The organism is Saccharospirillum sp., assembly GCF_039982735.1.
Taxonomy (GTDB): domain Bacteria; phylum Pseudomonadota; class Gammaproteobacteria; order Pseudomonadales; family Natronospirillaceae; genus Saccharospirillum.
In genome coordinates this window covers 364,394-389,308 of sequence record NZ_JBDWXV010000011.1, presented here as the reverse complement: position 1 = coordinate 389,308, position 24,915 = coordinate 364,394, and the positions used below count along the sequence as shown (strand labels likewise).

Here is a 24,915-nt window from a genome sequence, read left to right as displayed (position 1 = left end):
TTAAGCCGCTTTATTTACGGCGAATTGCCCCACTCTTGCGCCGCGGCGCAGTGACTGAACGGCGCGTCCGCTGATTGGCGACCTTGCGTCGATTAGGATCGTTCTTGCCCTGTACAATCGACTTCCAGGGGGCTGGCTCCAGCTCGACCAGCCTGGCCAACTTGTCGATCTCGCTTTTTGGCAACTCTTTCCAGGTACCGGCCCGTACGTCGGAATCCAGAAACACCGAGCCGTAACGAACTCGCTTCAAACGCGACACTTTCAAGTCCTGACTTTCCCAGAGCCGGCGTACTTCACGATTGCGGCCTTCCATGATCACCACATGAAACCAGGTGTTTGCGCCACTGCCCCCAAATTCCTGAATATCGGTAAAGCGCGCCGGGCCATCTTCCAGCTCAACGCCTTCGTGCATGCGCTGCACGTGCTCGGGTTTTACCTCACCCAGCACCCGCACCGCGTATTCACGGTCGATCTGGCTGGAGGGATGCATCAGGCGGTTAGCCAGTTCACCGTCGTTGGTGAACAGCAACAGGCCGGAGGTGTTCAAATCGAGACGTCCGACCACGATCCAGCGTTCACCGGGCAGCTCCGGCAGACGGTCGAACACCGTGGGGCGTCCGTCCGGGTCACGGCGGGTACAGACCTCGCCTTCGGGTTTGTTATAGACCAGTACTCGCCGGGCCCGCAGGTCTTCGACCTTAACCGGCCGACCGTCCAGTTCCAGGGTGTCGTTCAGCCCTACCCGGTCGCCCAGGGATACCGCTTCACCATTCACCTTCACCCGACCTTCTTCTATGGCTTTTTCCATATCGCGGCGAGATCCCTTGCCCGCCTTGGCCAGTACTTTCTGAATGCGTTCAGTGCTCATTATCATCGTCTCCGCCCGGCTGGTCGCCCTCACGACCGTCCAGCAAGGCTTGTTGTTGTGTCAGTTTTTCCTGAATGATGCGCCATTGCTCTGCTTCGCTCAGCGCCTCTTCTTCCTGTCGTGCCTGTTCCTGTGGTGCCTGCTCCTGTTCCGATTGACCGGAGCCTGGCTCATCGGACTCAGATCTGCCGCTTGCCTGATCGTCAGCTACGGCGTCACCGGCTGCCTCCGATTGACCCTCTGGCGACGCCTCGTCGGCATCGCTCAGATCCAGATCCGGGTGATCGTGCCCAGCCCGCTGGGCTTCAAACGCCTGCTCTATGGCATCGTTAACGGCATCCATTTCCGACAACTCATCGTCGAGCTGCTCGTCAATGAAGGTATTACCGGTCTTGCCGCTGCGCTCGCCTTCACGCAACTTGTCGACCATGGTACTGAAACTGATTTCTGCCTGGTCGTCCACGGCGCCAACCGAACGGTCGTCATCCCCTTCAAGACCCAGTTGCGGGTTGATATCATCGAGATCCCGAATCTCACCCAGGCTGGGCAGCTGATCCAGACTGGTCAGTCCGAAATGGTCAAGGAACTGACGGGTGGTGGCGTACATGGCAGGCCGTCCGGGCACGTCACGATGCCCGACCACGCGCACCCACTCACGCTCCAGCAGGGTCCGTACAATCTGAGTGCTGACCGACACGCCGCGCACGTCTTCGATCTCGCTGCGAGTAATCGGCTGGCGATAAGCGATCAGCGCAATCGTTTCCAGCAAAGCCCGAGAATACCGTTGCGGCCGTTCTTCCCACAAGCGGCTGACCCAGGCCCCGATCGAATGGCGCGTCTGAAACCGGTAGCCGCTGGCGACTTCTACCAGCTCAACACCACCGCCCTGATAATCTGCCATCAATTCCGCCATCAGGGCGCGCAGACTGCTGCGATGCGGCCGTTCATAGGGTTCGAACAGGGCGGCAATCTGCGCAATGGACAACGCCGTGCCAGCGGCAAACAAGGCCCCTTCGATGATCTGTTTGACTTCTTCGGGCGCATGACCGCCATAGGGGTCACCCGATTCCAGCTCCGGGTCGGTATCATCGTCTTCGTCGACGAGTTCCGCCTCGGGTGGCACCGGGTCGTCCAGTTGCTGGTCATCATGCGCCGCGGGGTCTGAATCCGGCTGACTGGTTGTTTCATCAGACGCCGCTGCGGGTTCTGCACCCTGTTCTTCCGACGCCGGCAGCGGGTTGGCAGAATCGTCGGCCCCATCGGAATGGGCCCCGGTGGGCACCTCGGGTCCGGTTTTTTCGTTATGTTCGTCCGTCATTCACTGCGAGCCTTGATGTGGATAGGCGCAAAGGCCTCGTTCTGAACCAGGTCGATCAGGGATTCCTTGGTCAGCTCCATAATCGCCAGAAACGTCACCACCACGCCCAAGCGCCCTTCGGCGGCGTCAAACAGGGTGATGAAAGGTACGAAGGCGGTGCCGTTCAGTTTTTCCAGCACATCCGCCATGCGTTGCCGGGTCGACAACGTTTCACGCTGAATCTCATGCTCCTCGAACATGTCAGCCCGCGCCAGTACGTCCTTAAGCGCCAGCAAAATCTCACGCATATCGACATCCGGATGAATACGCGGTCGCTGGTAATCGGGCTGGTGTTCGTCGGTCGTGTAAATATCGCGCCCGACCCGGGGCAGTTCGTCGAGGTTTTCCGCCGCTGTCTTGAACTGTTCGTATTCCTGCAAGCGGCGAATCAGCTCCGCCCGGGGGTCCTCTTCTTCCTCGTCTTCGGCATCGCTGGAGCGCGGCAGCAGCATGCGACTTTTGATTTCAGCCAGCATGGCAGCCATCACCAGGTACTCGGCGGCCAGTTCAAGCTGCATGCTGTGCATCAGCTCAACGTATTGCATGTACTGCTCGGTGATCTGGAAGACGTTGATGTTGAGGATATCGAGGTTTTGCTTTTTGATCAGGTACAGCAACAGATCCAGCGGGCCTTCGAAGGCATCCAGAAAGACCTCCAGCGCATCGGGCGGGATGTACAAATCCATGGGGATTTGCGTCATCGCCTCACCATCGATAATGGCAAACGGCATTTCCGACTGTTCTGACTGGGCGCGCTCGCGCAGGCGCTGCAATGCCCGTTCTTTGGGTGTTGCGCCAACCTCCACCACTGGGGCTTCCGACGGCGTAAACAGTGCGCCAGGCGCAATCGGCCCTGCTACGCCGCTGTCTTTCCCAGCGTTGTCCAGTTCAGAGTTGTCGTTCGGATCAGCCATTGCGCCTTGCCATCCTGAGTCGGAGGTTACCCGGTCTGGTCATGGTCAGACCCGGAAAGGTTCCACATCGCCCGCCCCTTCGCGCACGATGGTAATGGTATCTTCCAGAAAGCTGATGATGCTGGATTCCTCAAAACCGCAAAACCCGCCATCAATCACCAGCGCCAGCTCGTGCTGCAGAATATCGCGAATCTCATAAGGGTCGCTCTGGGGTTCATCTTCGCCGGGCAGAATCAGAGTCGTACTCATCATCGGCTCACCGAGCTCTTCCAGCAGCGCAGCAGCAATACGGTTTCCCAGCACCCGCAGGCCAATGGTACGACGCTTGGGGTGCATCATTCTGCGCGGAACTTCACGGGTCGCGTCGAGCAAGAAGGTGATCGGACCTGGTGTGTTGTTCTTGATCAGCCGAAAGGCGACGTTGTCGACCTTGGCAAAGGTGGAGAGTTCGGACAGATCGCGACACACCAGCGTCATGGGGTGAGAGTCATCAATACGGCGTATCCGGCGGATGGTATCCAGCGCCTTTTTATCTTCCATATGGCAGCCAAGTGCATAGGCACTGTCGGTCGGGTAGGCAATCACCCCGCCCTCACGAACAATGGCGGCCGCCTGTTTGATCAGCCGTGGCTGGGGGTTTTCCGGATGTATTGCAAAAAACTGGCTCATATTGGCTCCCGCCAAGAGGGATTGTCAGAAGTTCGTACAACACGCGCACTTTAGCACTAATGCAGGCCGATGCGGAACCGTTTGCATGGGCGCATGGAGGAACTCACCGTCATTTAGCTGTTTAATAAGCTATCTACCAATTTTGGCCCCAAAGAAGGCCATTGCGGGTAGAAACCCAGTCTTGCCCAGGGCACCTCGGGCTGATGAAAATCGCTGCCACCACCGATCAGGATATCGCGTTCACAGCAATGGTCGACCAGTCGTTGGCGCATCGCCGGTGGCATCGCCGGGCAGCTAACTTCCACAGCCTGGCCGCCGACGGCGGTAAAATCATCCAGCAGCTGCTCCAGCTTGCGCCAGGTCAGCTTGTACCGATGAGGGTGAGCCAGCACCGCCCAACCACCGTTAGCAACGATATCTGCCACGGCCTGCTCCAGCTCCGGCCAGGACTGTTTTACATCGCCCACTTTGCCATTCCCCAGCCAGCGTTTGAAGGCCTGAGCACTGTCTTTTGCCTGGCCGGTATCGACCAGGTAACGCGCTATGTGCGGACGGCCCAGTGTGGCGCCGTCGGCCTGGACGCGAATGGCAGATTCATCGAGCGTCAGTCCTTCACGCCGCAACACAAACAGCAGCCGCTCAAAGCGGGATTCGCGGGCCTGGTCATAGCGGGCCTCAACGGCTTGCCAGGCAGGGGACATTACATCCATACCAATGCCAACGATATGCACAGAACGCTTCATCCAGACGGTCGACAATTCAGCCCCGGGCCAGAGTCGTAGCGATTCAGACAAGGTACCGTGCTCGCGCAGCCAGCGGTAGCCTGCGGCTGTGTCGTGGTCGGTTAACACCAGGTGTTCCAGCTGACGCTCCAGCGCCAGGTCATAGACGCCCTGAGCCGACAGGGTTCCATCCGAAAAGGTGCTGTGGCAGTGCATTTCCCAGGTGTGGGCAATGTTGGTCATAGGATCCTTAATTGTCAGGATTCAAGCAGGTGCCGTATGATGCCTGATTTATGGACGTTTGTCGGCCATCCCACTGTCTGAGGAGAAAGAACCATGTGGTTTTCCATCGTCTGTGAAGACGTTCCCGATAGCCTGTCGCGCCGCCAGAGCGTGCGTGCTGACCACCTCAAGCGGCTCGAGACGCTGAAAGACGAGGGGCGGTTGCTGATTGCCGGCCCCAATCCTGCCGTTGAGGCGAACGATCCGGGTGAAGCTGGCTTCACAGGCTCGCTGATTATTGCCGAATTTGAGTCGCTGGCCGACGCCCGTGCCTGGGCCGAGGCCGACCCTTACATCGACGCCGGTGTTTATGCCGAAGTCAGCATCAAACCGTTTAAAAAAGTATTACCTTAACGCAACGTTAGGGGCCTGTTTTGTAACGGCCTACCGGGTGTAAACTGTTTCGACAGTATATGCATCTGTTAATAAACCATTTTTGTTAACCAACTTCGATATCATGGGAACTGAATTAATGACTGTGCTCTCCAAAACCCGCCTGATCCTCGGTCTGACTCTGGTGCTGATGTTCAGTGGTACGGCCAGCAGTGCCACCTTGTGGCTAATTGATGAGCTTTGGGTCAATGTTCGAACGGGAGCGGGTGATCAGTTCCGAATCTTGAAGACCATTCCATCGGGCACCCGCATGGAAACTCTTCAGGACGAGCCGGAAAATGGCTATTACAACGTTCGCACCGAAGAAGGCATTGAAGGCTGGATCCCTGAGCGTTTTGTACAGGAAGAGCCCACCGCTGAGCTTCAGCTGGAAGCCCTGGTGGCAGAGCGCGACCGTTTGCAGGAACAGGTCACCGAACTCGACGAGCGCTACACCAGTTTGCTGGCCGACCGGGGTGATGTCACCGGTGAGCTGGACACGCTGCGCTCGGAAAACCAGCGACTGACGACCGAACTGCGCGAGATTACCCAGATCAGCGAAGATGCCATCAACCTCGACCAGCGCAACCAGCAGCTTTCCGAAGAAAACGCCAGTCTGCGCAATGAGCTCGACGTTGCCCGGCAAAACCTCTCCAACACTCGGGAAACCCGCGAAAGCCGCATGTTAATCGCGGGGGGCAGTCTTATCGTGCTGGGCCTGATCATGGGCGTATTACTCCCCAAGGTTCGCAGCAAGCGCCGCGATAGCTGGGCGTAACCTTTCGAGTCCAGGGCCACATGAACTGTGTGTGCCCTGACGATGAAATGATACACTGCAACAAATTCGAATGAGTGGTCCCATGGCCTGGTCCAGCACGCCTATAACCAAACCCCATACCCTCTCCAACCTGGCCGATTTGCTCAGTCAGGGCTTGCTCGGGTCTATGTCCCGCTTCAGCCATTTCCAGATTGTTGAGTGGTGCGCGCGCTTTGGTGACGATTTCGATCAACAGCCTGATGATCAGATTCCAGCCAAACCAGAGCTTGCGCTGGATATCGCCGACGATGTTGTGGTTCAGTGGGAGCTGCATCTGGCCACCCAATACACCCTTGAAGACCTTCAGCGGTTCTCGATGGATGATGTAGTTTTGCCCAAGCAGCACTTTGAGCACTGGCTGAACCAACTGCTGGATTTGCCAGTGTCGCACTGACGCCAGGAACCATCGATATGACTAGCTTCAGCGCTGACCCGGACGCTGGATCAGACGACGCACAGCAGCCATCCATGGAGCGCCCCGACCTGGTGTTTACTGATGCCGGGTCACCACGCTCGGCTTCTTTCGACGACGTCTATTTCTCAACCGACAACGGTTACGCCGAGACTGACTACGTGTTTCTGCAAGGCAATGGGCTGGCCCAGCGGTTCGCCCAGATGGCAGACCACCGTCATTTTACCGTGGCTGAAACGGGCTTCGGCACCGGACTGAGCGCCCTGGCTACCTGGGACCTGTTTGAACAAACGGCGCCTGCCAGTGCCCGCTTGACCTTTATCAGCTCCGAACGTTACCCCTTGTCGAAACACCAGATTCAGCAGGCATTGCAGGCCTGGCCCACCTTGTCGGGTCGGGTTGAACGGCTGGTTGCAGAGTACCCGCCCCGCTTGCCGGGCTTTCATCTTGTAGAGTTGAGCGACCGGGTCGATTTGTTGCTGTTATTTGGCGACGTCCAGGACACCCTGAGCGATCTGAATGCCCGGGTAGACGCCTGGTTTCTCGATGGCTTCACACCCAGCCGCAACCCGGACATGTGGCAACCCCCCCTCTTTCAATCGATGGCCCGGTTAAGCCATGCAGACACAACCTTCGCGACCTTTACGTCGGCGAGCCCGGTTCGCGCTGGTCTGCAAGGCGCTGGTTTCACGGTTGCCCGGCGGCCCGGGTTTGGCAAGAAACGCGAAATGCTGCACGGGCACTTTGCCGGCATGGAAGGGCCGCCCCGGCCGGGCTTATGGCCGCAAAACGAATGGCACTGGCCCGCATCCAGGATAACCCCCAGTAACAGCACAGCCATCGTGGTTGGCGCCGGGCTGGCCGGTGCCCATACTGCCCGGGAACTGGCGAAGCGCGGCTTTCAGGTGACTGTACTGGAACAGGCGGATGAGGTGGCGGCAGGTGCCTCCGGCAACCTGCAGGGCGCCATTTATGCCCGGCTGTCTCACGATGACACGCCGGTGAACCGCTTTTACACGGAGGCTCTGCACCTGTCACAACGACGCCTGGCCTTCCTGCCTGAAAGCGTTCCGCACCAACAATGTGGCTTATTGCAATTGAACCAGGGCAACAAGGAAGCCCGGCGCTTCAATCACTTGCACCAGCGAAACCCCTTTGCCGGGGAGCTGGCTGACTGTATAAGCCCGTCGCTGGCCAGCGAGCAAGCGGGTGTGGTTTTACCCAGCGAGGCGCTGTTTTTTCCGGATGGAGGCTGGGTTCAGCCACCGGCGCTGGTGCAGCACCAGTTGTCTCACCCGCATATTCAGGTGCGCACCCAACACCGTGTTACCGCGTTATTCCAGCGTGATGACGGGCACTGGGAGGTAAGGTGCGACACCAAGGGTGGCCAGCAAACGCTGACGGCCTCACAGGTCATTTTGTGCAATGCCTGGAACGCCCATGTACTGGAACAGAGCCAGTATTTGCCGCTGAAACCCATCGGTGGCCAGGTCACTCGCATAGAATCGACTCCGGCCCTCTCTGACCTGAAAGCGGTGATCTGCTCAGACCGCTACCTGGTGCCAGCCTATGACGGAGCACTCAGTCTTGGTGCCAGCTTTCACGTTGGTCAAACCGAGCCTGCCCTGCATGAACAGGACGATATCGACAATCTGAACAACGCCCATCAGCGTTTGCCCGAGCTTATCAGCGGCGGCGAGTCAGTTCGCGATGCACGCGCAGGCCAGCGCTGTGCCTCACCCGATTATTTCCCGCAAGTGGGCCCGCTGGCCAATGCCGAAGGCTTTGCCAGTATCTATCAAACCGGCCTGACCAAACGGCTGACCCACCGTTTGCCAGAGCCGCCATACTACCAGGGCTTGTGGGCCAACCTGGCCCATGGCTCAAAAGGCCTTTGCTCGATACCGCTGGCGTCGCGCGCTCTGGCTGCCTGGATCAACGGCGAGCCACTGCCTGTCGCCCAGAGCGTGGCCAATCACCTAAACCCGAACCGCTTTATCATTCGCCAACTGATACGAGGACAACGATGAGCCGCTACCGACCGCCGCGTCCGCGCAGCAGCCCCTACATCACGCCGGAAGGCGAAGCCAGAATGCGCGCCGAGCTGCATGAACTGTGGCATGTGGAGCGCCCGCAGGTGACGCAGGAGGTGTCAGACGCGGCCAAACAAGGAGATCGATCTGAGAACGCCGAATACATTTACGGCAAAAAGCGATTGCGACAAATCGACAGCCGGGTGCGCTTTTTAACCAAACGGCTGGAATCGCTGCAGGTGGTGGCCACGCTGCCCGATGATCAGAGCCGCATCTTCTTCGGTGCCTGGGTACGAGTTGTCGATGAAGAAGAGACCCCCCGGGTAATGCGCCTGGTTGGCCCGGATGAGTTCGATCTGGACCCGCGCTACATCAGCATCGATTCACCGATGGCACGGGCTCTACTGAAAAAGACCATCGACGATGAAGTCCGGGTGCAAACGCCAGCCGGTGAGAACGAGTACTGGGTGACGCACGTCAGCTATCAGACTCCTCCTCAAGGGGAGGCTTAGGCAGTGCCTTGCTGCTGTCGGGCAGTGGCAGGGCTTCGCGCAAGGCGCGCATGCTGCGGATAATCTCATCGGCGGCCAGGTAGGAATAACCCAGGCTTTTGCGCATTTCCCGCGCTTTCAGCCCGGCTTCAAGCCAGGGGTCGACTTTTTTCACGGCAGGTATCCCGGAAGGTTTGCAGAAAGTTTAGCCAACAACAGTCACGGTTGCGAGATTTTACAGATACCGTCTTCCACCCCGGGGCGCTATAAATGCAGACCGCCCTCCCCTCAGGCCTGGCAAGCTGCTAAAATACGCGACCCTTTTCGCAACCGGATCCATAATGAGCCGCCTTTTCGTAGACAACCTGACCGTACTCGACTTCAGCTACTTTCACCCAACCCGGGGTGTGGTGGGCGAAAGCTGGATTGTTGACGTCGAGCTGGTGGGCGATCTCAACGATGAAGGCATGGTGTTCGATTTTGGCCACGTCAAAAAGCTGCTCAAAGCCGCGCTTGATTCAGGCATGGACCACACCCTGGTGCTGCCGGCAAAACTGCCCGGCTTGACGCTGCAGGAAACCGACAACGGCGAACGCATTCAAGCGGAATTCCGTAATTCCCGGGACGCATGCCGGTTTCACTATGAATCGCCGCGTGAAGCGGTTTATCTGGTGGAAACCGACGACATCAGCATCGACTCCGTGCGCCCAACACTGGAAGCGCACCTCAATACCCTGGTACCCGATAATGTCTCCCAAGTCGTGTTGCGCCTGCGCAGCGAAATGATCGACGGCCCCTTCTATCACTATTCGCACGGCCTGAAAAAACACCAGGGCGACTGTCAGCGCATCTGCCACGGGCACCGGTCGCGCATTGAAATATTCCGCAATGGCGAGCGTGATACTGAGGTCGAGCGAGACTGGGCAGAACGCTTTCAGGACATTTATCTGATCACCGAAGAGGATATAGTGCCCAACCAATCCGCTGAGTCAGACCTGGTCCATATCGGTTACGACGCCGAGCAGGGCCGGTTTGATGTCTGGTTACCTAAAGTGAGCACCGAAATCCTCAAAACCGACACCACCGTTGAGCTGATCGCCGCGCATCTGGCTAACAGCCTGGCGGAGGAATACCCGCGCGACCGGTGGCGTGTGCGCGCCTTTGAAGGCGTGATGAAGGGCGCCATCGCCGAATCCGGTTCATGACCCCATGACGCGGCGGTGTTACACTGACGCCACGGCTATCCATTCAATGATTCACTCAAGAGAGCTTCGGAACCGCAGATGACGCTGACTGTTTACAACACCCTGTCCGGCAAAAAAGAACCCTTTGTACCGCTCGACCCGAACAGAGTGACGTTTTACGCCTGCGGCCCTACCGTCTACAACTACATTCACGTCGGCAATGGCCGTTCGGCCGTGGTGTTCGACTTGCTGTACCGGGTGTTGAAAACCCAGTTTTCGAACGTCATTTTTGCCCGTAACCTGACGGACATTGACGACAAGATCAACGCCAGCGCCAAAGCCGAAGGCATCGATATAAAAGCCTTTGCCGACACTTACGCCACGGCCTATCAGGAAGACATGGCCGCCCTGGGCAATCTCGAACCCACGCTGCAACCCCGCGCGACTGAACACATCCCGCAGATCATCGACATTATTGAGCGGCTGATCGACCGCGGCCATGCCTACGCCGCTGAAGGCCATGTTCTGTTTGCCGTCGACTCAATGAAAGACTACGGCCAACTGTCGCGTCGCAACATTGACGATATGCTGGCAGGCGCCCGGGTCGACGTCGCCACTTACAAGCGCCACCCGATGGACTTCGTGCTGTGGAAGCCTTCCAGTGACGACCTGCCCGGCTGGAACAGCCCCTGGGGTCGTGGTCGACCTGGCTGGCATATTGAATGCACCGCCATGATCATGGCGCATCTCGGCGATACCATCGATATTCACGGTGGCGGCAGCGATCTGATTTTCCCGCACCACGAGAACGAAATGGCTCAGGGCCTGTGCTGTGTGCCGGACAGCCAGGGCTATGCCCGTTATTGGGTGCACAATGCGATGCTCGATGTCGAAGGCGAGAAAATGTCCAAGTCGCTGGGCAATTTCACGGTACTGCGGGACGTACTGAACGAGCATCCCGGTGAAGTGGTTCGGCTGACGCTGTTGTCGGCGCATTATCGTTCGAACCTGAACTGGTCGGAGCAATTGCTGAGCCAGAGCCGTCAGACACTGGACCGGCTCTATACGGTGTTGCGTGACAGTCAGGATATCGAAACTGTTGAGCCTGACGACCTGTCGTCACTGGAAGCGGTTCAGGCGCTGCTGGACGACCTGAACACGCCCAAGGCCATTGCCGCGCTTTATGAATTGACCGGTCAGTTCTTCAAGACGACGGATACCACCGAACGGGCCAGACTAAAAGGCGAGCTAATCGCCATTACCGGCATTCTGGGCATTGCCCAACAAGACCCCATGACCTGGTTTCATGGCGAGCAACTAGACGGCTTGCAACCCGAGGCCATTGAAGATCTGATTCAGCAACGGCAGGACGCCAAAAAAGCCAAAGACTTCGCCCGGGCCGATGCCATCAGAGATGAACTGAAGCAGGCGGGCATTCTCATTCAGGACACCCGCGAAGGCACACAATGGTCTCGCGAGGCCTGAACCCGGCGGGGTCTGCACGGTGCTGAAATGGCCGCTGATTGCCCTGGTGAAGTTCTACCGGCTGGCCATCAGCCCCCTGCTCGGGCCGCGTTGCCGATATTACCCGACCTGCTCCGAATATGCCCTGATCGCTTTGCAACACCATGGGGCGTTCGAAGGGAGTTGGCTGGCCATAAAACGCATTGCCCGTTGCCACCCGGGGTGCGAAGGCGGCATCGACCCGGTACCGGGCGTACCACTACCAGACTATGATGAGCCGCCAGCGGATGATACCCGTCCGCAAGACGCCAAACAGAAAACGGACTGCCGCCACGAGGGCCACCGCAATGATGATCGATAAACAAATGCTGAACATTCTGGTCTGCCCGGTCACCAAGGCGCCGCTGCAAATAGACCGGGAAAAGGAAGAACTGATTTCAACCGCCGCCAAACTTGCCTACCCCATTCGCGACGGCATTCCCGTCATGCTGGAAGACGAAGCCCGGGCGTTGAATCAGGAAGAATATGAACATTGGTTGTCAAAGAAAAGTTCTTTGGCCTGATAGATTCCAGTAACACAAGTTTCGGAGTTTGGTTCATTTCCCAGGCAATGGCTCGCACAGGATACCGGGTATGCCTCTGTGGGGTCGGCGTAGATCCGTCCATGGCGCCTAGGCCGCAGCATCCCTGCTGCGGACTTCCCCACATAGGCATACCCGGCACCCAGTGCTAATTGGTAGAGCAAACTCCGAATTTAAGTAATTAAACTATCGAATGCCGGCAATAGCCCCATCCACATCCATGCCAATCTCCCGCATTCTGGCCAGTTTGTATCGCAAGGTCCTGGCTGAAATACCCAACTTGTCCGCCGCCCGGTTTTTACGACCCTGAGTGACCCGCAACGCGTCCAGAATAATCTCGAACTCACGATGCTTCAGGTCAACCTGCATGGATTCATGCGCGGCCGCTTCCGGTTCATCAGACTCACTGGCGTGTTCGTCGATGCCATTCGACATTGTCTCTGACTGATGTGCCATGGCCTGCTGCCGGGCTGGTTCAAAATCGATCAGGTGCTCGCCTTCCAATCCGAGATCCTGAGCAGTCACCCATTGACCGGACTGTAAAATCAGCGCTCGCTGCAGGGCGTTGTCGAGCTCACGAATATTGCCGGGCCAGTCATAAGTCAGTATGCGAGCGCGAGCAGAATCGTCGAGCATGACTCGTGGTTTATGCATTTTCCTGGAATGCTTGGCGAGCAAGTGGTTGGCCAGCGGTATCAGGTCGCCCCGGCGGGCGCGCAATGGCTGCCATTGCAACGGGAAGACGTTTAACCGGTAGTAGAGATCTTCGCGGAATTGACCGGCCTGCACTTCGCGCATCAGATCGCGGTTGGTGGTCGCCAGTACACGAACATCGAGTTCAACCACTTTACGACCACCGATGCGCTCCACTTCGCGCTCCTGCAACACGCGCAACAGCTTCGCCTGCAAACCCATGTCCATTTCGGAAATTTCATCCAGCAACAGCGTGCCACCGTTAGCCTGCTCAAACTTTCCGGGCTGGCTGGCAATAGCACCAGTAAAGGCGCCTTTTTCATGACCAAACAGTGTCGCTTCCAGCATGTTTTCAGGTATGGCAGCACAGTTGATGGCAACAAAAGGTTGCTGCGCCCGGGGCGAATGCTGGTGAATGTACCTTGCCAGCACCTCCTTGCCCGTCCCGCTCTCACCGCTGATCAGGGTGGTGCTGTCCGTTACCGCCACTTTTCGGGCCAGCATCAACACCTGCTGGCTTGAGGTTTCATTGGCAATGGGCTCGTCTATGGCGGTATTGGGCTGGCTACCATGGCGCTCCAGCAGTTCGATCAGTTGCTCGGGCTGAAAAGGTTTGACCAGGTAATCAACAGCACCCGCATGCAAGGCAGACACCGCTTTTTCGACCGTGGCGTAGGCGGTCACCAGCAGAAACGGAATCTGGGGTTGATGTTGGCGTACGTAGGCCAGTAACTCATGACCATCCATGCCCGGCATGTTCACATCGCTCACGATGAAGTCGACCTGGTTTTCGTTCAGCCTTACGATGGCCGCTTCACCACAGTCGGCCTCAATGACCTCGTAGTCAGACAACTTCAGCGTATCGCTGACCGCCTCTCTCAGGCTGGCATCGTCTTCAACAATGAGTACTCGCATGCATTTCTCCTCATATCTGACGGCGATTTGCCGCTCGCCAGGTCACGCTGGCGATTAGCCTTTAACCGGAAAAGACAGGGCAACCTGAGTGCCCTCTCCCGGCCGACTGTTAATATGAAACTCACCCTGGTGTGCGCGGGTGACGGCCATGACCACCGGCAAACCCAGCCCAGTACCATGGCTTTTCGTCGTGAAAAACGGTTCGGTGACCTGATTAAGGGTCGCCTCGTCCATGCCCGGTCCGTTATCAGAAATGGTCAGCAACAGCCGGCCAGCTTCTTCGCGGGCAATGATGGAAATATTGGGGTTGGACCGTATCGCTTCGAATGCGTTGGTGACCAGGTTACTCAAAGCACTGACCAGCGCATCTTTCTGGCACTGCAGTTCGGCACCGTGGCTCAGGTCTCGCCACTCCAGAGCGTCCGGGTGCTGCTGAATCAGTACCGAAAGGTTGTCCTGCATGGCCGAATACAGGTCTGCCACGGTGACTTTGTGAATCAGTTTGCACTCACCCTTCACGAACACCAGCATGTCCTGCACCTGCTGTTCAAGATGGTGTAACCGCCCCAGCAATTTATCGACAAACTGCTCTCGTACCGGCTGACTGACCCGGGGGTTCTTCAGGTTGGAGGCATACAACATGGCGGCTGACAGCGGTGTGCGGATCTGATGCGCGAGCGAAGCGACCATGCGCCCCATGGCCGAGAGCCGTTCATGACGTGACAGCTGCGCCTGCAGCGCTCGGGTTTCAGTCTGGTCGGTGAGCAGTATCAGTTGACCCGCGTTATCGAGCGCGCAGGTTTCAATGCTGACCAAGCGGCCGTCGACCAGTGAAATCTCATGGCCATCGTCCTGGCGGGGTTTAAAGGCGTTACGGATGATGCGAACCCAGGGCTCGCCGATCAATCGGGGGTTGGCTTCGTTGCGCAACAACGCCTCGGCGGCCGGGTTAATCCGGCCAATGCGACCGGTATTGTCGATAACAATGACCCCGGCCGGCAGCAGGTTAAGCAAGCTTTCCAGCTGATCGGCCAAGCGTTCTTTTTCCGACAACTCCTGCATGCGTTGTTCACTGACGGTCGCCAGTTCACCACTGAGCTCGACAACACGGCTTTCCAGCATCTGGTAGCTTTCGGTCAGTTGCTCGGAAACCTGGTTGAAGGTCGCAAACGCCTGCTTCAGATCAGCAAGCGATTGCTCGGACATTTCGGCCGAGCCTTGCTGCTGATTCAGGTTGTCAAATTGTGGCACACCCATGCCGTCTCCCAGTGACCATTTATTGGCGCTTTACAAGAGTTTAGCAAAAGGGGTGCCAGGTTTTCTTTTGAGCTGTGAGCTGGTAGTTATGAGCTGCGAGCTTCGAGCCGCGAGTTATGAGCTCTAAACTCGCAGCTCGCAGCTCTAAACTGCTTCGCGCTTGTTGATTTTGTATTTGCGCATCTTTTCAACCAGTGTGGTACGGCGAATGTGGAGCTTTTCAGCCGCGCGCGCCACCACGCCCTGAGCATCGTCGAGCGCCTGCTGAATCAGGTTGCGCTCAAGCTCGGTCAGGTACTCCTTCAGATCCAGTCCATTTACCGGCAGTAACGCCGCCTGCTCTGAATGGGTCATGCTGAACGATTCAGACTCTGGTAAGGCAGGCAATGGCAGAACCGATTCATCATCATCGTCAACATGCCGATATTTCAGAGGGAGTTCCTGAACCCCCACCACACCGTAAGGATGCATAATCGCGAGCCGCTCAACCAGGTTCGCCATCTCCCGAACGTTACCAGGCCAGTCATGTCTTACCAGCGACATCACCGCTGCCGAGTTAAAGCGAATAGACCCTCGCTTCTCATTTTCCAGACGGGCGATCAGCTCGTTGAGCAATACAGGGACATCTTCGGAACGTTCGCGCAGAGGCGGCATTTCGATCGGGAAAACGTTCAGCCGGTAATAGAGATCTTCCCGGAAGGTGTTCTCCTCAATCATCTGCTCAAGGTTCCGGTGCGTCGCCGCAATAACCCGAATATCGCAGTTGAACGTCTTGTTGCCACCAACTCGTTCAAAGGTTCGCTCCTGCAACACTCGCAGCAGCTTCACTTGCATGTTCAGCGGCAAGTCCCCAATTTCATCGAGAAACAGGGTGCCGCCCTCGGCCATTTCAAAGCGGCCGGCCCGGGAGGTAATAGCCCCGGTAAAAGCGCCCTTTTCGTGGCCAAACAGTTCGCTTTCAATCAACTCGGCCGGAATGGCCCCGCAGTTGACCGGTACGAACGGCTTGTGACGACGGTGGGAGTTGTAATGCAGGTTACGCGCTACCACTTCTTTACCCGTGCCACTTTCGCCCTGAATCATGACAGTGACTTCTTTGTCAGCTACCTGAGTCATCATTTCACGAACCTGCTGCACGCCTCGGCTGGTGCCTACCAGCGAGCGGAACAAGTTCACTTCCCGACGCTGGCCACGACCACGCGTCAGATCAAACTGTTCGCGGTACATCTGGGCGCGGTGCAGGGTATCGAGCAATTTGTTGTAAGTCGGAGGCATCGACAGCCGGGCAATAACCCGGTGGCGCAGACTGTCGTCGAGCAATTCATACTCCGGATGTTCGGACATCAGAATGACGGGCAAGCCTTCATCCCAATCTGCAACGGCCTGAACCATACGAGCCAGCGACAGTTGGGTTGAACCCACCACTACAGCCACCAGCTCATCGGTTCCACCCAGTTCAGCGACAGCCTGCTCCTGCCAGTTGTCGCTACTCAGGGTAACGTTAACTTCACCCAAAAAATCCAGAATAACCTTAATGTCCCGACGACGTTGATCATCATCGTCTACTACCAGGAGCTTAATTTCACGCCACATTGGGAACATTTCCTCACATCAAAACAGCTGAGATGGCACCAAGCCCGACATTCCACGTCAGGAATTTGACTGTATCGAAACAGTAAAGACCGAGACTCGTGCCCTGTCAAACTCACGGCGGTTCCGGAGAAAACGCGCCAAAAACCCGATAATGCCTTTATTTTCAGTGGCTTACCATAGAAAAACGCTAAGTTCCATGCAGCAGAACACAGAATGTAACAGGGGATTAACGAATTCAGGATGGAAATCGACAGGAACACGCTTCTATAAGCGCTCAAGAGTGGCCAAAGTCCCGCTGCCGGGACTGATGACCCTTGGAATTTTCAGTATTGATCCGATCAAGCCATGGCAGCCCTAACCAGTAACAGGCCCGGAGATCACCCGGCGTTGTTGACGCAACTCTGTCGCCTGAACGGTACGGCTTTGCTGAAGCTCAGACAGGCTGGCCAGCACGGACACATAAAGTTCGAGCAGACATTCGATTCGCCGCTTCAGAGCAAGACTTGCCAGGCCAGAGTTCAGCACCTGATCATTAATGAGTTCCAGGATATCGTTGACGGCATCGTCCCAACGCTCCAGATCATCCAACGATCGCATGTCCTGCAGCTCAAAGCCCTGAACAATCAGATCGTTCGTCTGGGCCAGCAGTGTCTCTTCGGATACCCTGTAAGGGCCTTTGGCCGTGGTTTGCAACATCGCCATGTTATTCACCTGGCCGGTTCTGAGCCAGGGTTTCATCGCGTATGGCATCCCAAGACGATTTGATCTGCGACAGCAATCCGGCGACTTCGTCCAGAATCGCCTCATCATTGCGCGCATTGGCTTCAAACAGGCGACGCAGCATGTAGTCGTACAACCGCTCAAGGTTTAACGCCAACTCGCCGGTATCGGTGTTCAGGCTGTCCTGCAAACCACCGACAATGTCGATTGCCGAGTTGATCATTCTGGACTTCTTGTCGTATTCCTTGCGAGCCATATGCCCCTTGGCGGTGGATATCCGGGCAAGTGCACCTTCGAAAAGCAGTTGAATCAGCTTATGGGGGTCGGCGTCCATAATGGAGGTTTCAGTACTGACCGACTGGTACTGCTTAATCCCCTGTGCGTACATAGTGTTTCCTCTCAGACCACTGGATGTTTTTTTCACCACAGCCTCCCCGGTAAACATTGATCTGCCTTGCCCCGAGAGAGTATCTGGACATTCCCCTCGTGGCTCCGCGCGCATCACTGATCGCCGAACAAGCTTAATCCATGTAGCGGCACTGTGCTGGAATTGTTGAGTGTTTTTTTGAGATGCGACATCGGCTATCAAGCAACGCCGGTAACGACCGGTGCAAAACTGGCACATCCTTGGCAATACCTTCGTCAATGAACGAAAAAACGGCCAGTCTCGCGCCAAACCGGAGACTCATTGCCGCTTTTTCACGACCGGCGGCTACATTTTGACCGCCAGACACTGGCAGCGGCCTGGCCGCTCACCCATTAAAGGTGCGTTATGAGACACTCATCGCAGGCGCTGGCGACACCGGGGCAGACATCGGCTCTGTCGACGGCGACACCAACCGACACCCTGGCTGAACTGGATCAACAGGCGCGGCACTATTACGAACTGAGCCTGAGCGACCGGGTGAGCAATGAGCACACGGCCCAGTACCGGGGTCAGGCTCGGGCGATCGCCCAGCAATTGCTCAACCTTCAGCACAATTATTCGCCAGCGCTCAATCTACTGGGACGTATTGCCCTGGACGAGGGCTTTTACGAGCGGGCCGAGCACTACCTGCAATTTGCGTTGAACCAGACGCCGGACGATGCCGGTTGTTGGTATTCTCTGGGCCATGTAAAGCTGGCTACGGGGCACTACGACGACGCGCTCGCCCACTTCAGCCGCAGCCTGGAGCTGGCTCCCGAGGAAACCCGGGCCGCCACCTCTCTGGTATACACCTTTGCACGCCAGGGCAATGTGGTGCAGGCGTTCAACGGTTATCGCCAACTGTTTCAACTGCACCCCAACGACGCGCACATCCGCGCCAAGCTGTTCGAGGTGTCCCGTCATATTCAGGCCGACAGCTACCAGCCTGCCCTGGCAGAGGACGTCGTTCGCTGGCTGAAACTCGACAAAGTCGATCACGATGGCTTGGCACCGTTAACCGCCTCGCTGCTACGACACAAATATCAGCTCGACGACCCCAATGCCGTTGTGGACCTGCAGGATCTTGCCCGGGACGATATGCTTGGTCTCGCACTGAATACACTGTATTTCAGCCAGGCGGAGCTGGAGGACTTTCTGATTCAGGTGCGCAAGCAGGTATTGCTCAATTGCCTTGCCCAGCAGTTCTCCGACCCGGCGTTGTTGCGACTGGCAGCGGCGTTTGTGGTTCAGGGCATTCACAATGAGCACGTCTGGGCGCAGGATGACGAAGAGCAATCTCTGCTTAACGCCCTGGGGGAGTTGCTGGACACCGCCCTGTCTACCCCCGAGCCGCAACCAGCCGATCTGACCAGCGCATTACTGATGTATGGCATGTATGAACCACTGCACCAGCTAGCACACAGTGAGCAGCTCGCTCGCATTGCCTTGAACCGGTGGCCAAGCTATGTCCGGCCGATCATTCGTCGCTGCGTAATAGAACTGCAGGAAGAACTGACTCTGGCCATGGACATTGAACAGCTGACGCCGATCCGCGATGGCATTTCCCAGGAAGTGCGTCAGCAATATGAAGAAAACCCCTACCCGCGCTGGCTGCACTTGGGTTACAACACCCCAACCAACTACGGCCGGGCACTTGAAGCAGAACTGGAAGGCTTCAGAGCACCGCAGTTCTTCAATATGGGGACGATAAAGATTCTGGTGGCTGGGTCAGGCACGGGCCGGCACGCCCTGCATGTAGCCCGCTATTTCCGCAACGTTGAAGTGACCGCCGTTGACCTGAGTGCGCGCAGCCTGGCCTATTCAAAGCGCATGGCCGAACGCCATGGCATCCACAATGTTCGCTTTCTGCAAGCCGACATTCTTGAACTGGATCGGCTCGACGAACGTTTTCATGTGATTGAATGCTCAGGTGTACTGCATCACATGAGCGACCCGGAGCAAGGGCTAAAAGCGCTGCAACGCCGGCTGGAAGCCAATGGCCTGTTGAAGATCGGACTCTACAGTGAACGCGCCCGCAGAATCGTCAGCCAGGCTCAGGAGCAGATAGCGCGACTGGGCTATACCGCCCGTCAGGCAGACATCCGTCGCTTTCGCGAGCACCTGCTGCAAAAACGGCTGGAAGGAGACTACAGCGCCTTGCTAAAAAGCCGGGATTTTTACTCCACCAGCGGCTGCCGGGATCTGCTGTTTCACGTTCAAGAGCATTGCTACTCGCCCGCCAGCATCAAAACCCTGCTCGATCAGAATGCGCTCAAATTTTTGGGGTTTGTGCTCTCACCCGACGCCCGACGGATGTTTTTGGCCAGCGTGAACAACCAGCGCCCTGCCCTGACCAATCTGAACGACTGGGAGGCGTTTGAGAAAACCCATCCGGACACCTTCGCCGGTATGTTGCAATTTTACGTGCAGGCTCAGGACTGAATATCCGCAGCCCGCCCGGAAGCGGGCTAGAAGAACCTAGCATCAGTTACTTTGCTGAGGTTCCGGGCTGGCTTCAGACTCGGCTTCGGCCATATGAATGGTGTGTGTCGGGAAAGCAAACTCGGCCCCATGACCTTCAACGATATCGATGATTTTCAGCATTATGTCCTGCTTAATCTCATGAAATTCTTTCCACACCACCGTTTTGGTAAAGGTATAGATGAAGAACTCAATCGATGAAGCGGCAAACTTGTTCAGGTGCACCATAAGCAACTGGTCCTGATCAATCGCTTCGTGTTCTTTCAACATGGCTTCTACATCGGCAACAATAGCGGCCACTTTTCCGGCATCGCAATAACGTACCCCAATGTTCTCATTGATACGGCGGTTGAACATCCGCGAAGGGTTTTCAACCGTGATGTTGGCAAAGGTGGCATTGGGCACATAGATCGGACGCTTATCGAAGGTTCTGATGCGAGTCAGGCGCCAGCCGATGTTCTCGACGGTTCCCTCGATGTCCTGGTCTGGCGACCGGACCCAGTCCCCTACTCGAAAGGGCTGATCCAGATAAATCATCAGCCCGCCAAAGAAATTGGCCAGCAAATCCTTGGCGGCAAAACCCACGGCAATACCGCCAATACCACCAAACGCCAGCACACCGGATACACTGAACCCCAGGCTCTGCAAGACGACGAGTGCGGAGGTAATGAGCACGGAAAGCCGCATCAGCTTGCCAAGCGCGGAGGCCGTCGTGGCATCCATGGGCTTTGAAGCATGGTTCGGATCCTGAACCATTTCTTCGCCCTTGCGGATGAAACTGACCATAAACCAGGCAAACACCAGCACAAAGGTCACCGACCGCACCGGTTCGACAAAATCGAAAATGGGCTCGTTCGACACTCGACGAACCACATCCGTCGCCAGTAACAAGCCGTTCAACCAGATGAAAAGCCTGACCGGCTTGCGCGCCGCACCAATCAGCAGATCGTCCCAGAAGGTGTTCGTCCTCTTTGACGATTTTTCCAGCTTGTCGAACACCTTTTTGCTCGCATAACTGACCAGTGTGGTCAGCAACACAATCACAAACACCTGGATGATCCAGGTATGCTCCTTACCGATATTCAACGCGCTGGTCACCCAACTGACCAGAGTTTCCATGTCCATCTGACGTCAGACCTCTAAACCGAATATTGACTAAAACCGACCCGCCAAGGCGAGCCCGCCACAGGCATCGCAATGTACCGGGTAAACGAATAAATGTGTAGGTTGGAATTGAACAGGAAGTAATAGAAGTTCGACAGGCTCTTAGGCCGCGGCTTTGCGAACCGTTGGCAGCCAGCCTGTCATCAGCTTGATCCAGGCATAGGCTGAAATTGAGCCGAACAAAATGACAGTGGACATCTCGAAACCGGAATCAACCAGCAGAACAATCAGCCCCAACTGAACAGCGTACCCGCTGAGCAGTGCGCACCAGCGGCAAAATATGGAGGAACGCGACCATTCGTACCAGCAAACCAGAGGCACAAACAGAAAGGCGACGCCCCATTGGCAAGCCTGAAAGAAAGAGACTAGTGAGAAAGATTCAATCATGCAGATATTCTAACGCCTTTAGGCCCGCCATTACAGGCCCGCAGCCAATCTTTAACGTTAACTGACGCACAGTTCAGCCATTAACAGGCACTATTGACTCATTGGCATTTCCAAATTGTGACGGACATCACCGTTAGTACCCCTCTGCTCAGCAGTCGGATGGGCATCGATTAAAGACAGGGCATGTGCAGGCTCACCAGAAACGCCGGGGCATGATAATATTAATGGGGAAATACATGATCGCTGCAAAGCGGATTCAACCGGAAAACACGTGAACCTCTGATGAAATGGCATTTTGGACACAAGCTCGCCCTGATCATGACCATGCTGGTCTTGCTGGCTTCGTGCATTCTTGGCTATACACTGGTGTACCGGCAGTTTTCAATGATGCAGACACAGTTTGTAGACACCGGGAACAGCCTGTCATCACAGCTGGCCGCCGCCTCGGTTGAGCTTGTATTCACCGAAGACCAGCTCAGCCTCGCCAGCCTGGTATTTTCACTCAGCGACCAACCCTCTGTCGTCGCCGCTAGCGTGGTAAACCGGGATGGCGACGTGCTGGCAGAAGCAGGGTCTTCGCTGCCTGCCGTGAACGCAGACCAGGCTTACCGTAGCCAGGGCCAGGTAGAAACCAACGAAGAAACGGTGTGGTTCTATTCTCCTGTCGTGTTCCGGGGTGTCAGCGGTGGGGCCGCCTGGGTAGGTCTCGACCGGTCCGAAATGATTGCCGGTCAGCGTTCAATTATTCGCTCCGGCGTCGTCGTCGTCCTTCTTCTGGTGTTATCCATTACGCTTATGGCGATTCGACTGGGCCAATCGCTGGCCAAGCCGGTACGCGATCTGATTGAGGGTACCCGCGCTATCGAGTCTGGCCATTATGGCTTTCGAATACGTGGTCAGCACCAGGGTGAATTCAGCGACCTAACTCAGTCGTTTAACCACATGTCAGCCGAACTGGAACAAAAACAACGCGTTGAACAGCTGTTTTCCCGCTTTGTCAGCGATCCGGTCGCCGCCCGCTACATGGCTCAGGACAATGTTGAACTGGCCCGGGAAGGCAAGCGCGTCGACGCCAGCATTCTCTTTGTCGACCTGGTGGGATATACCGCGTTCAGCGAGGGGCGCCACCCGGAGGAAACCGCCGAGGTACTCAATCTCTACTTCACCGAGTTCGCCAACACCTGCCACGAATTCCATGGCAACGTCGATAAATACATCGGCGATTGCGCAATGCTCGTATTCGGCTGCCCGCAATCGGACCCCGAACATCGCTTCCACGCCATGGAGTGCGCCCTGCAAATACGCGATCGAATCACGGCCATGAACCGGGAGCGCGCCAGGGCCAATCAACCCTGCCTTACGATTCGCATCGGTGTGAGCGGCGGCACGGTACTGGCGGGTTTGCTCGGGTCTCATGAACGAATGCAATATACGGTCATTGGTGAGCCCGCGAACCTGGCCTCCCGCCTCTGCGACCTGGCAGACTCAGGCCAGGTGGTTACCGACGGAAATTTCTATTCAATGCTCAATCAGCGGCACCCCTTGCTCACCCATGCCAGTGAATCGCATCAGATCAAGGGCCTGCAAAGCAATGTGGACGTATTAACCGTCAATGCCTGGGCCGACGCGCCAGCCAAAGAGGCCCGCGATGAAGCCAGCGCGGATTCGATTCCCGAGCCCAGCGCCAGGGAGTCACAGTCATGATCCGCCTGTTTCTGATGTTGAGCCTCGCCCTTCTGCTGGCTGGCTGCGCCCAGTTTTACGCACAACAAAGCAATGTGAACGAACAAGTCGATACCTGGGTTGAAGACCACCAGTACGATAAAGCCCTGGCGACCATTAATGCCATGGACCCCGATCATGAGGCCTACCCGGAGCTACGTCAGCGTTCAAGCGTTATTGAACAAAGACGATCCGACTACATCGACGAACAGCTCGACAGAGCCAGCCGCCACGAAGCCAATAACGACTGGGCAGGCGCCATTTCAGTACTGGACGAGGCCCTGGCCAATCTGCCCGAAGCGCCGGAATTGCTGTCACAGCGCCGCGAATATGATCAACGCCGCCTGAATAGTATTAACCGTAGTGAAAATGCCATTCTGCTGGCTCGCGCCCGCTACTTGCTGGCCATTCGCAACAGTGAAGAGAACCTGCTGAAAGCAACGCCCAATAACTTTTTTACCCAGCAACGCTACCGAACCTTTCAACAAGAGCTGAAAACCATCTCACGGCGACTTTACGCCTCCGGCCGGCAAGCACTGTATGAAAACGACTCTTTCCGTGCTGTGCAGGCATTAACCCTGTCGAACCGGCTGTCACCCAACGAGTTGAGTCAGGAATTGCTGAATAGCATTCAGCAAGCCCAGCAAACGGAACGTCAGGAAGCCAGAACCCAGGAGGCTGCTGTCGCCGAACAACAGTGGCCGCAACTGGAAGAAGCCTTTGCATTGAGCATGTCCCTGAACGATCTGACGGGTGCAAAACGCCTGCTCGATGAAATGATGGAACTCGACCCCGAAAAAGCGGAGCCGATGCGTGAAGAGCTCGATATCCGCCTGGCCAGCGAATCCGCCCTACTCAAGGAACGGGGCGAATTACTCTACAGCCAGGGTTTTCTGGGCGAGGCGCTGGATGTGTGGGAAGAAGCCCTGACCCTGACGCCCAACGACACCGAGCTGCAAGCCAATGCCGAGCGGGCCAGAACCTTCCTGACGAATTTGGATCGCTGGTCGAACTAGTGGTCCATGCGGAAAACTCTGTCACTGCTCACTTTGCCAGCAAACACATAGCTTCGTTTTCAAACCTTGAAATAGCGGTGCTATTCCGGCGGCTTCCCGCCTTGCTCTGAACTTGCTGGCATCGTTCCTTAGTGACAGAACTTCACACATGGACCACTAGTGGCTCAACGGGCTTTAACCTGAACCTTCCCACAACGACTGCACCGATACCGGGTGACCAGTTTTCCAGCTTTCACATCGAACTGAGGCTGGTTATCGACCTCCCAGCGGTGATGGCCATGCTTGCACAGGGTAGTTGCTTTGGCTTTGTTCTTTCGCGCTTGCTTGCGAGCAGCGTCCAGCGAGCGAATATCGGCCATGACCGGCTCCTCGAATTTTACCGGCATAGCTTATCA

The 24,915-nt window shown here is 56.6% G+C and carries 26 protein-coding genes; 12 read left to right on the top strand and 14 right to left on the bottom strand.

What is annotated here, in order from left to right; genetic code table 11:
• Positions 1–10: 10 nt before the first annotated feature.
• The 5 genes from rluB to ABJT94_RS10020 form a co-directional block, all read right to left on the bottom strand.
• Positions 11–874 (bottom strand): 23S rRNA pseudouridine(2605) synthase RluB, encoded by an 864-nt coding sequence (rluB, locus tag ABJT94_RS10040; RefSeq protein ID WP_127555196.1) that lies wholly within the window; start codon positions 872–874, stop codon positions 11–13.
• On the bottom strand, positions 858–2,186 hold the full coding sequence (gene scpB / locus ABJT94_RS10035; protein ID WP_348475471.1) for an SMC-Scp complex subunit ScpB: 1,329 nt from the start codon (positions 2,184–2,186) through the stop codon (positions 858–860). The genes rluB and scpB overlap by 17 nt, the downstream gene beginning before the upstream one ends.
• Complete coding sequence (locus ABJT94_RS10030) at positions 2,183–3,139, bottom strand: ScpA family protein (RefSeq protein ID WP_348475472.1); 957 nt, start codon at positions 3,137–3,139, stop codon at positions 2,183–2,185. The genes scpB and ABJT94_RS10030 overlap by 4 nt, the downstream gene beginning before the upstream one ends.
• A gap of 45 nt (positions 3,140–3,184) precedes the next feature.
• On the bottom strand, positions 3,185–3,808 hold the full coding sequence (locus ABJT94_RS10025; protein WP_348475473.1) for an L-threonylcarbamoyladenylate synthase: 624 nt from the start codon (positions 3,806–3,808) through the stop codon (positions 3,185–3,187).
• A gap of 113 nt (positions 3,809–3,921) precedes the next feature.
• Positions 3,922–4,773: a PHP domain-containing protein gene (locus ABJT94_RS10020; protein WP_348475474.1), complete on the bottom strand. Its 852-nt coding sequence runs from the start codon at positions 4,771–4,773 to the stop codon at positions 3,922–3,924.
• A 93-nt stretch (positions 4,774–4,866) separates the two neighbouring features.
• On the opposite strand from ABJT94_RS10020, the gene ABJT94_RS10015 reads away from it, so the two are divergent.
• The 5 genes from ABJT94_RS10015 to greB all read left to right on the top strand — a co-directional run bounded on the left by ABJT94_RS10015 (position 4,867) and on the right by greB (position 8,958).
• On the top strand, positions 4,867–5,166 hold the full coding sequence (locus ABJT94_RS10015) for a YciI family protein (RefSeq protein WP_348475475.1): 300 nt from the start codon (positions 4,867–4,869) through the stop codon (positions 5,164–5,166).
• Positions 5,167–5,284: 118 nt separating this feature from the next.
• Positions 5,285–5,962 (top strand): TIGR04211 family SH3 domain-containing protein, encoded by a 678-nt coding sequence (locus ABJT94_RS10010; RefSeq protein ID WP_348475476.1) that lies wholly within the window; start codon positions 5,285–5,287, stop codon positions 5,960–5,962.
• An 82-nt stretch (positions 5,963–6,044) separates the two neighbouring features.
• Positions 6,045–6,395 carry a hypothetical protein gene (locus tag ABJT94_RS10005; protein ID WP_348475477.1) on the top strand — a complete coding sequence of 117 codons (351 nt, stop codon included), beginning with the start codon at positions 6,045–6,047 and terminating at the stop codon, positions 6,393–6,395.
• A gap of 17 nt (positions 6,396–6,412) precedes the next feature.
• Positions 6,413–8,443, top strand: coding sequence for a bifunctional tRNA (5-methylaminomethyl-2-thiouridine)(34)-methyltransferase MnmD/FAD-dependent 5-carboxymethylaminomethyl-2-thiouridine(34) oxidoreductase MnmC (gene mnmC / locus ABJT94_RS10000; RefSeq protein ID WP_348475478.1), 2,031 nt, complete (start codon positions 6,413–6,415; stop codon positions 8,441–8,443).
• Positions 8,440–8,958: a transcription elongation factor GreB gene (gene greB / locus ABJT94_RS09995; RefSeq protein ID WP_348475479.1), complete on the top strand. Its 519-nt coding sequence runs from the start codon at positions 8,440–8,442 to the stop codon at positions 8,956–8,958. The genes mnmC and greB overlap by 4 nt, the downstream gene beginning before the upstream one ends.
• Here the strand turns inward: greB and ABJT94_RS09990 are convergent.
• The gene (locus tag ABJT94_RS09990; RefSeq protein ID WP_348475480.1) at positions 8,924–9,112 is read right to left on the bottom strand and encodes a hypothetical protein; all 189 of its coding nucleotides are present in this window, start codon (positions 9,110–9,112) and stop codon (positions 8,924–8,926) included. The genes greB and ABJT94_RS09990 overlap by 35 nt on opposite strands.
• 166 nt (positions 9,113–9,278) lie before the next feature.
• Between ABJT94_RS09990 and ABJT94_RS09985 the strand changes: the two genes are divergently transcribed.
• From ABJT94_RS09985 to ABJT94_RS09970, 4 genes are all read left to right on the top strand, one after another.
• The gene (locus ABJT94_RS09985; RefSeq protein WP_348475481.1) at positions 9,279–10,142 is read left to right on the top strand and encodes a 6-carboxytetrahydropterin synthase; all 864 of its coding nucleotides are present in this window, start codon (positions 9,279–9,281) and stop codon (positions 10,140–10,142) included.
• 78 nt (positions 10,143–10,220) lie between these two features.
• Positions 10,221–11,606, top strand: a complete 1,386-nt coding sequence (cysS, locus tag ABJT94_RS09980) for a cysteine--tRNA ligase (RefSeq protein WP_348475482.1) — start codon at positions 10,221–10,223, stop codon at positions 11,604–11,606.
• A 22-nt stretch (positions 11,607–11,628) separates the two neighbouring features.
• Positions 11,629–11,946: a membrane protein insertion efficiency factor YidD gene (yidD, locus tag ABJT94_RS09975; protein ID WP_348475794.1), complete on the top strand. Its 318-nt coding sequence runs from the start codon at positions 11,629–11,631 to the stop codon at positions 11,944–11,946.
• The gene (locus ABJT94_RS09970; RefSeq protein ID WP_127556219.1) at positions 11,939–12,148 is read left to right on the top strand and encodes a Trm112 family protein; all 210 of its coding nucleotides are present in this window, start codon (positions 11,939–11,941) and stop codon (positions 12,146–12,148) included. Before yidD ends, ABJT94_RS09970 begins: the two co-directional genes overlap by 8 nt.
• 204 nt (positions 12,149–12,352) lie before the next feature.
• Here the strand turns inward: ABJT94_RS09970 and ABJT94_RS09965 are convergent, their stop codons facing one another.
• The 5 genes from ABJT94_RS09965 to fliS form a co-directional block, all read right to left on the bottom strand.
• Positions 12,353–13,774, bottom strand: a complete 1,422-nt coding sequence (locus ABJT94_RS09965; RefSeq protein WP_348475483.1) for a sigma-54 dependent transcriptional regulator — start codon at positions 13,772–13,774, stop codon at positions 12,353–12,355.
• Positions 13,775–13,828: 54 nt separating this feature from the next.
• The gene (locus tag ABJT94_RS09960; RefSeq protein ID WP_348475484.1) at positions 13,829–15,031 is read right to left on the bottom strand and encodes an ATP-binding protein; all 1,203 of its coding nucleotides are present in this window, start codon (positions 15,029–15,031) and stop codon (positions 13,829–13,831) included.
• 144 nt (positions 15,032–15,175) lie between these two features.
• Positions 15,176–16,624 carry a sigma-54-dependent Fis family transcriptional regulator gene (locus tag ABJT94_RS09955; RefSeq protein WP_348475485.1) on the bottom strand — a complete coding sequence of 483 codons (1,449 nt, stop codon included), beginning with the start codon at positions 16,622–16,624 and terminating at the stop codon, positions 15,176–15,178.
• A gap of 354 nt (positions 16,625–16,978) precedes the next feature.
• Entirely contained in the window at positions 16,979–17,326 is a 348-nt protein-coding gene (locus ABJT94_RS09950) for a hypothetical protein (RefSeq protein ID WP_348475486.1), read from the bottom strand.
• 1 nt (position 17,327) lies between these two features.
• Positions 17,328–17,732, bottom strand: a complete 405-nt coding sequence (fliS, locus tag ABJT94_RS09945) for a flagellar export chaperone FliS (RefSeq protein ID WP_127555179.1) — start codon at positions 17,730–17,732, stop codon at positions 17,328–17,330.
• A 384-nt stretch (positions 17,733–18,116) separates the two neighbouring features.
• Here fliS and ABJT94_RS09940 point away from each other — a divergent pair, with 384 nt between their 5' ends.
• Positions 18,117–20,192, top strand: coding sequence for a methyltransferase domain-containing protein (locus tag ABJT94_RS09940; protein WP_348475487.1), 2,076 nt, complete (start codon positions 18,117–18,119; stop codon positions 20,190–20,192).
• 42 nt (positions 20,193–20,234) lie between these two features.
• Here the strand turns inward: ABJT94_RS09940 and ABJT94_RS09935 are convergent, their stop codons facing one another.
• Together ABJT94_RS09935 and ABJT94_RS09930 are read right to left on the bottom strand one after the other, a co-directional pair.
• Positions 20,235–21,356 (bottom strand): mechanosensitive ion channel family protein, encoded by a 1,122-nt coding sequence (locus ABJT94_RS09935; protein ID WP_348475488.1) that lies wholly within the window; start codon positions 21,354–21,356, stop codon positions 20,235–20,237.
• Positions 21,357–21,497: 141 nt separating this feature from the next.
• Complete coding sequence (locus tag ABJT94_RS09930) at positions 21,498–21,782, bottom strand: hypothetical protein (protein ID WP_348475489.1); 285 nt, start codon at positions 21,780–21,782, stop codon at positions 21,498–21,500.
• A gap of 282 nt (positions 21,783–22,064) precedes the next feature.
• Between ABJT94_RS09930 and ABJT94_RS09925 the strand changes: the two genes are divergently transcribed.
• Both ABJT94_RS09925 and ABJT94_RS09920 read left to right on the top strand, forming a co-directional pair.
• Positions 22,065–23,486, top strand: a complete 1,422-nt coding sequence (locus tag ABJT94_RS09925) for an adenylate/guanylate cyclase domain-containing protein (RefSeq protein WP_348475490.1) — start codon at positions 22,065–22,067, stop codon at positions 23,484–23,486.
• A complete protein-coding gene (locus ABJT94_RS09920; protein ID WP_348475491.1) occupies positions 23,483–24,520 on the top strand; it encodes a hypothetical protein in 1,038 nt (345 codons plus the stop codon). Before ABJT94_RS09925 ends, ABJT94_RS09920 begins: the two co-directional genes overlap by 4 nt.
• A gap of 164 nt (positions 24,521–24,684) precedes the next feature.
• Here ABJT94_RS09920 and ABJT94_RS09915 read toward each other — a convergent pair whose 3' ends face one another.
• On the bottom strand, positions 24,685–24,879 hold the full coding sequence (locus ABJT94_RS09915) for a hypothetical protein (protein ID WP_348475492.1): 195 nt from the start codon (positions 24,877–24,879) through the stop codon (positions 24,685–24,687).
• Positions 24,880–24,915: the final 36 nt, after the last annotated feature.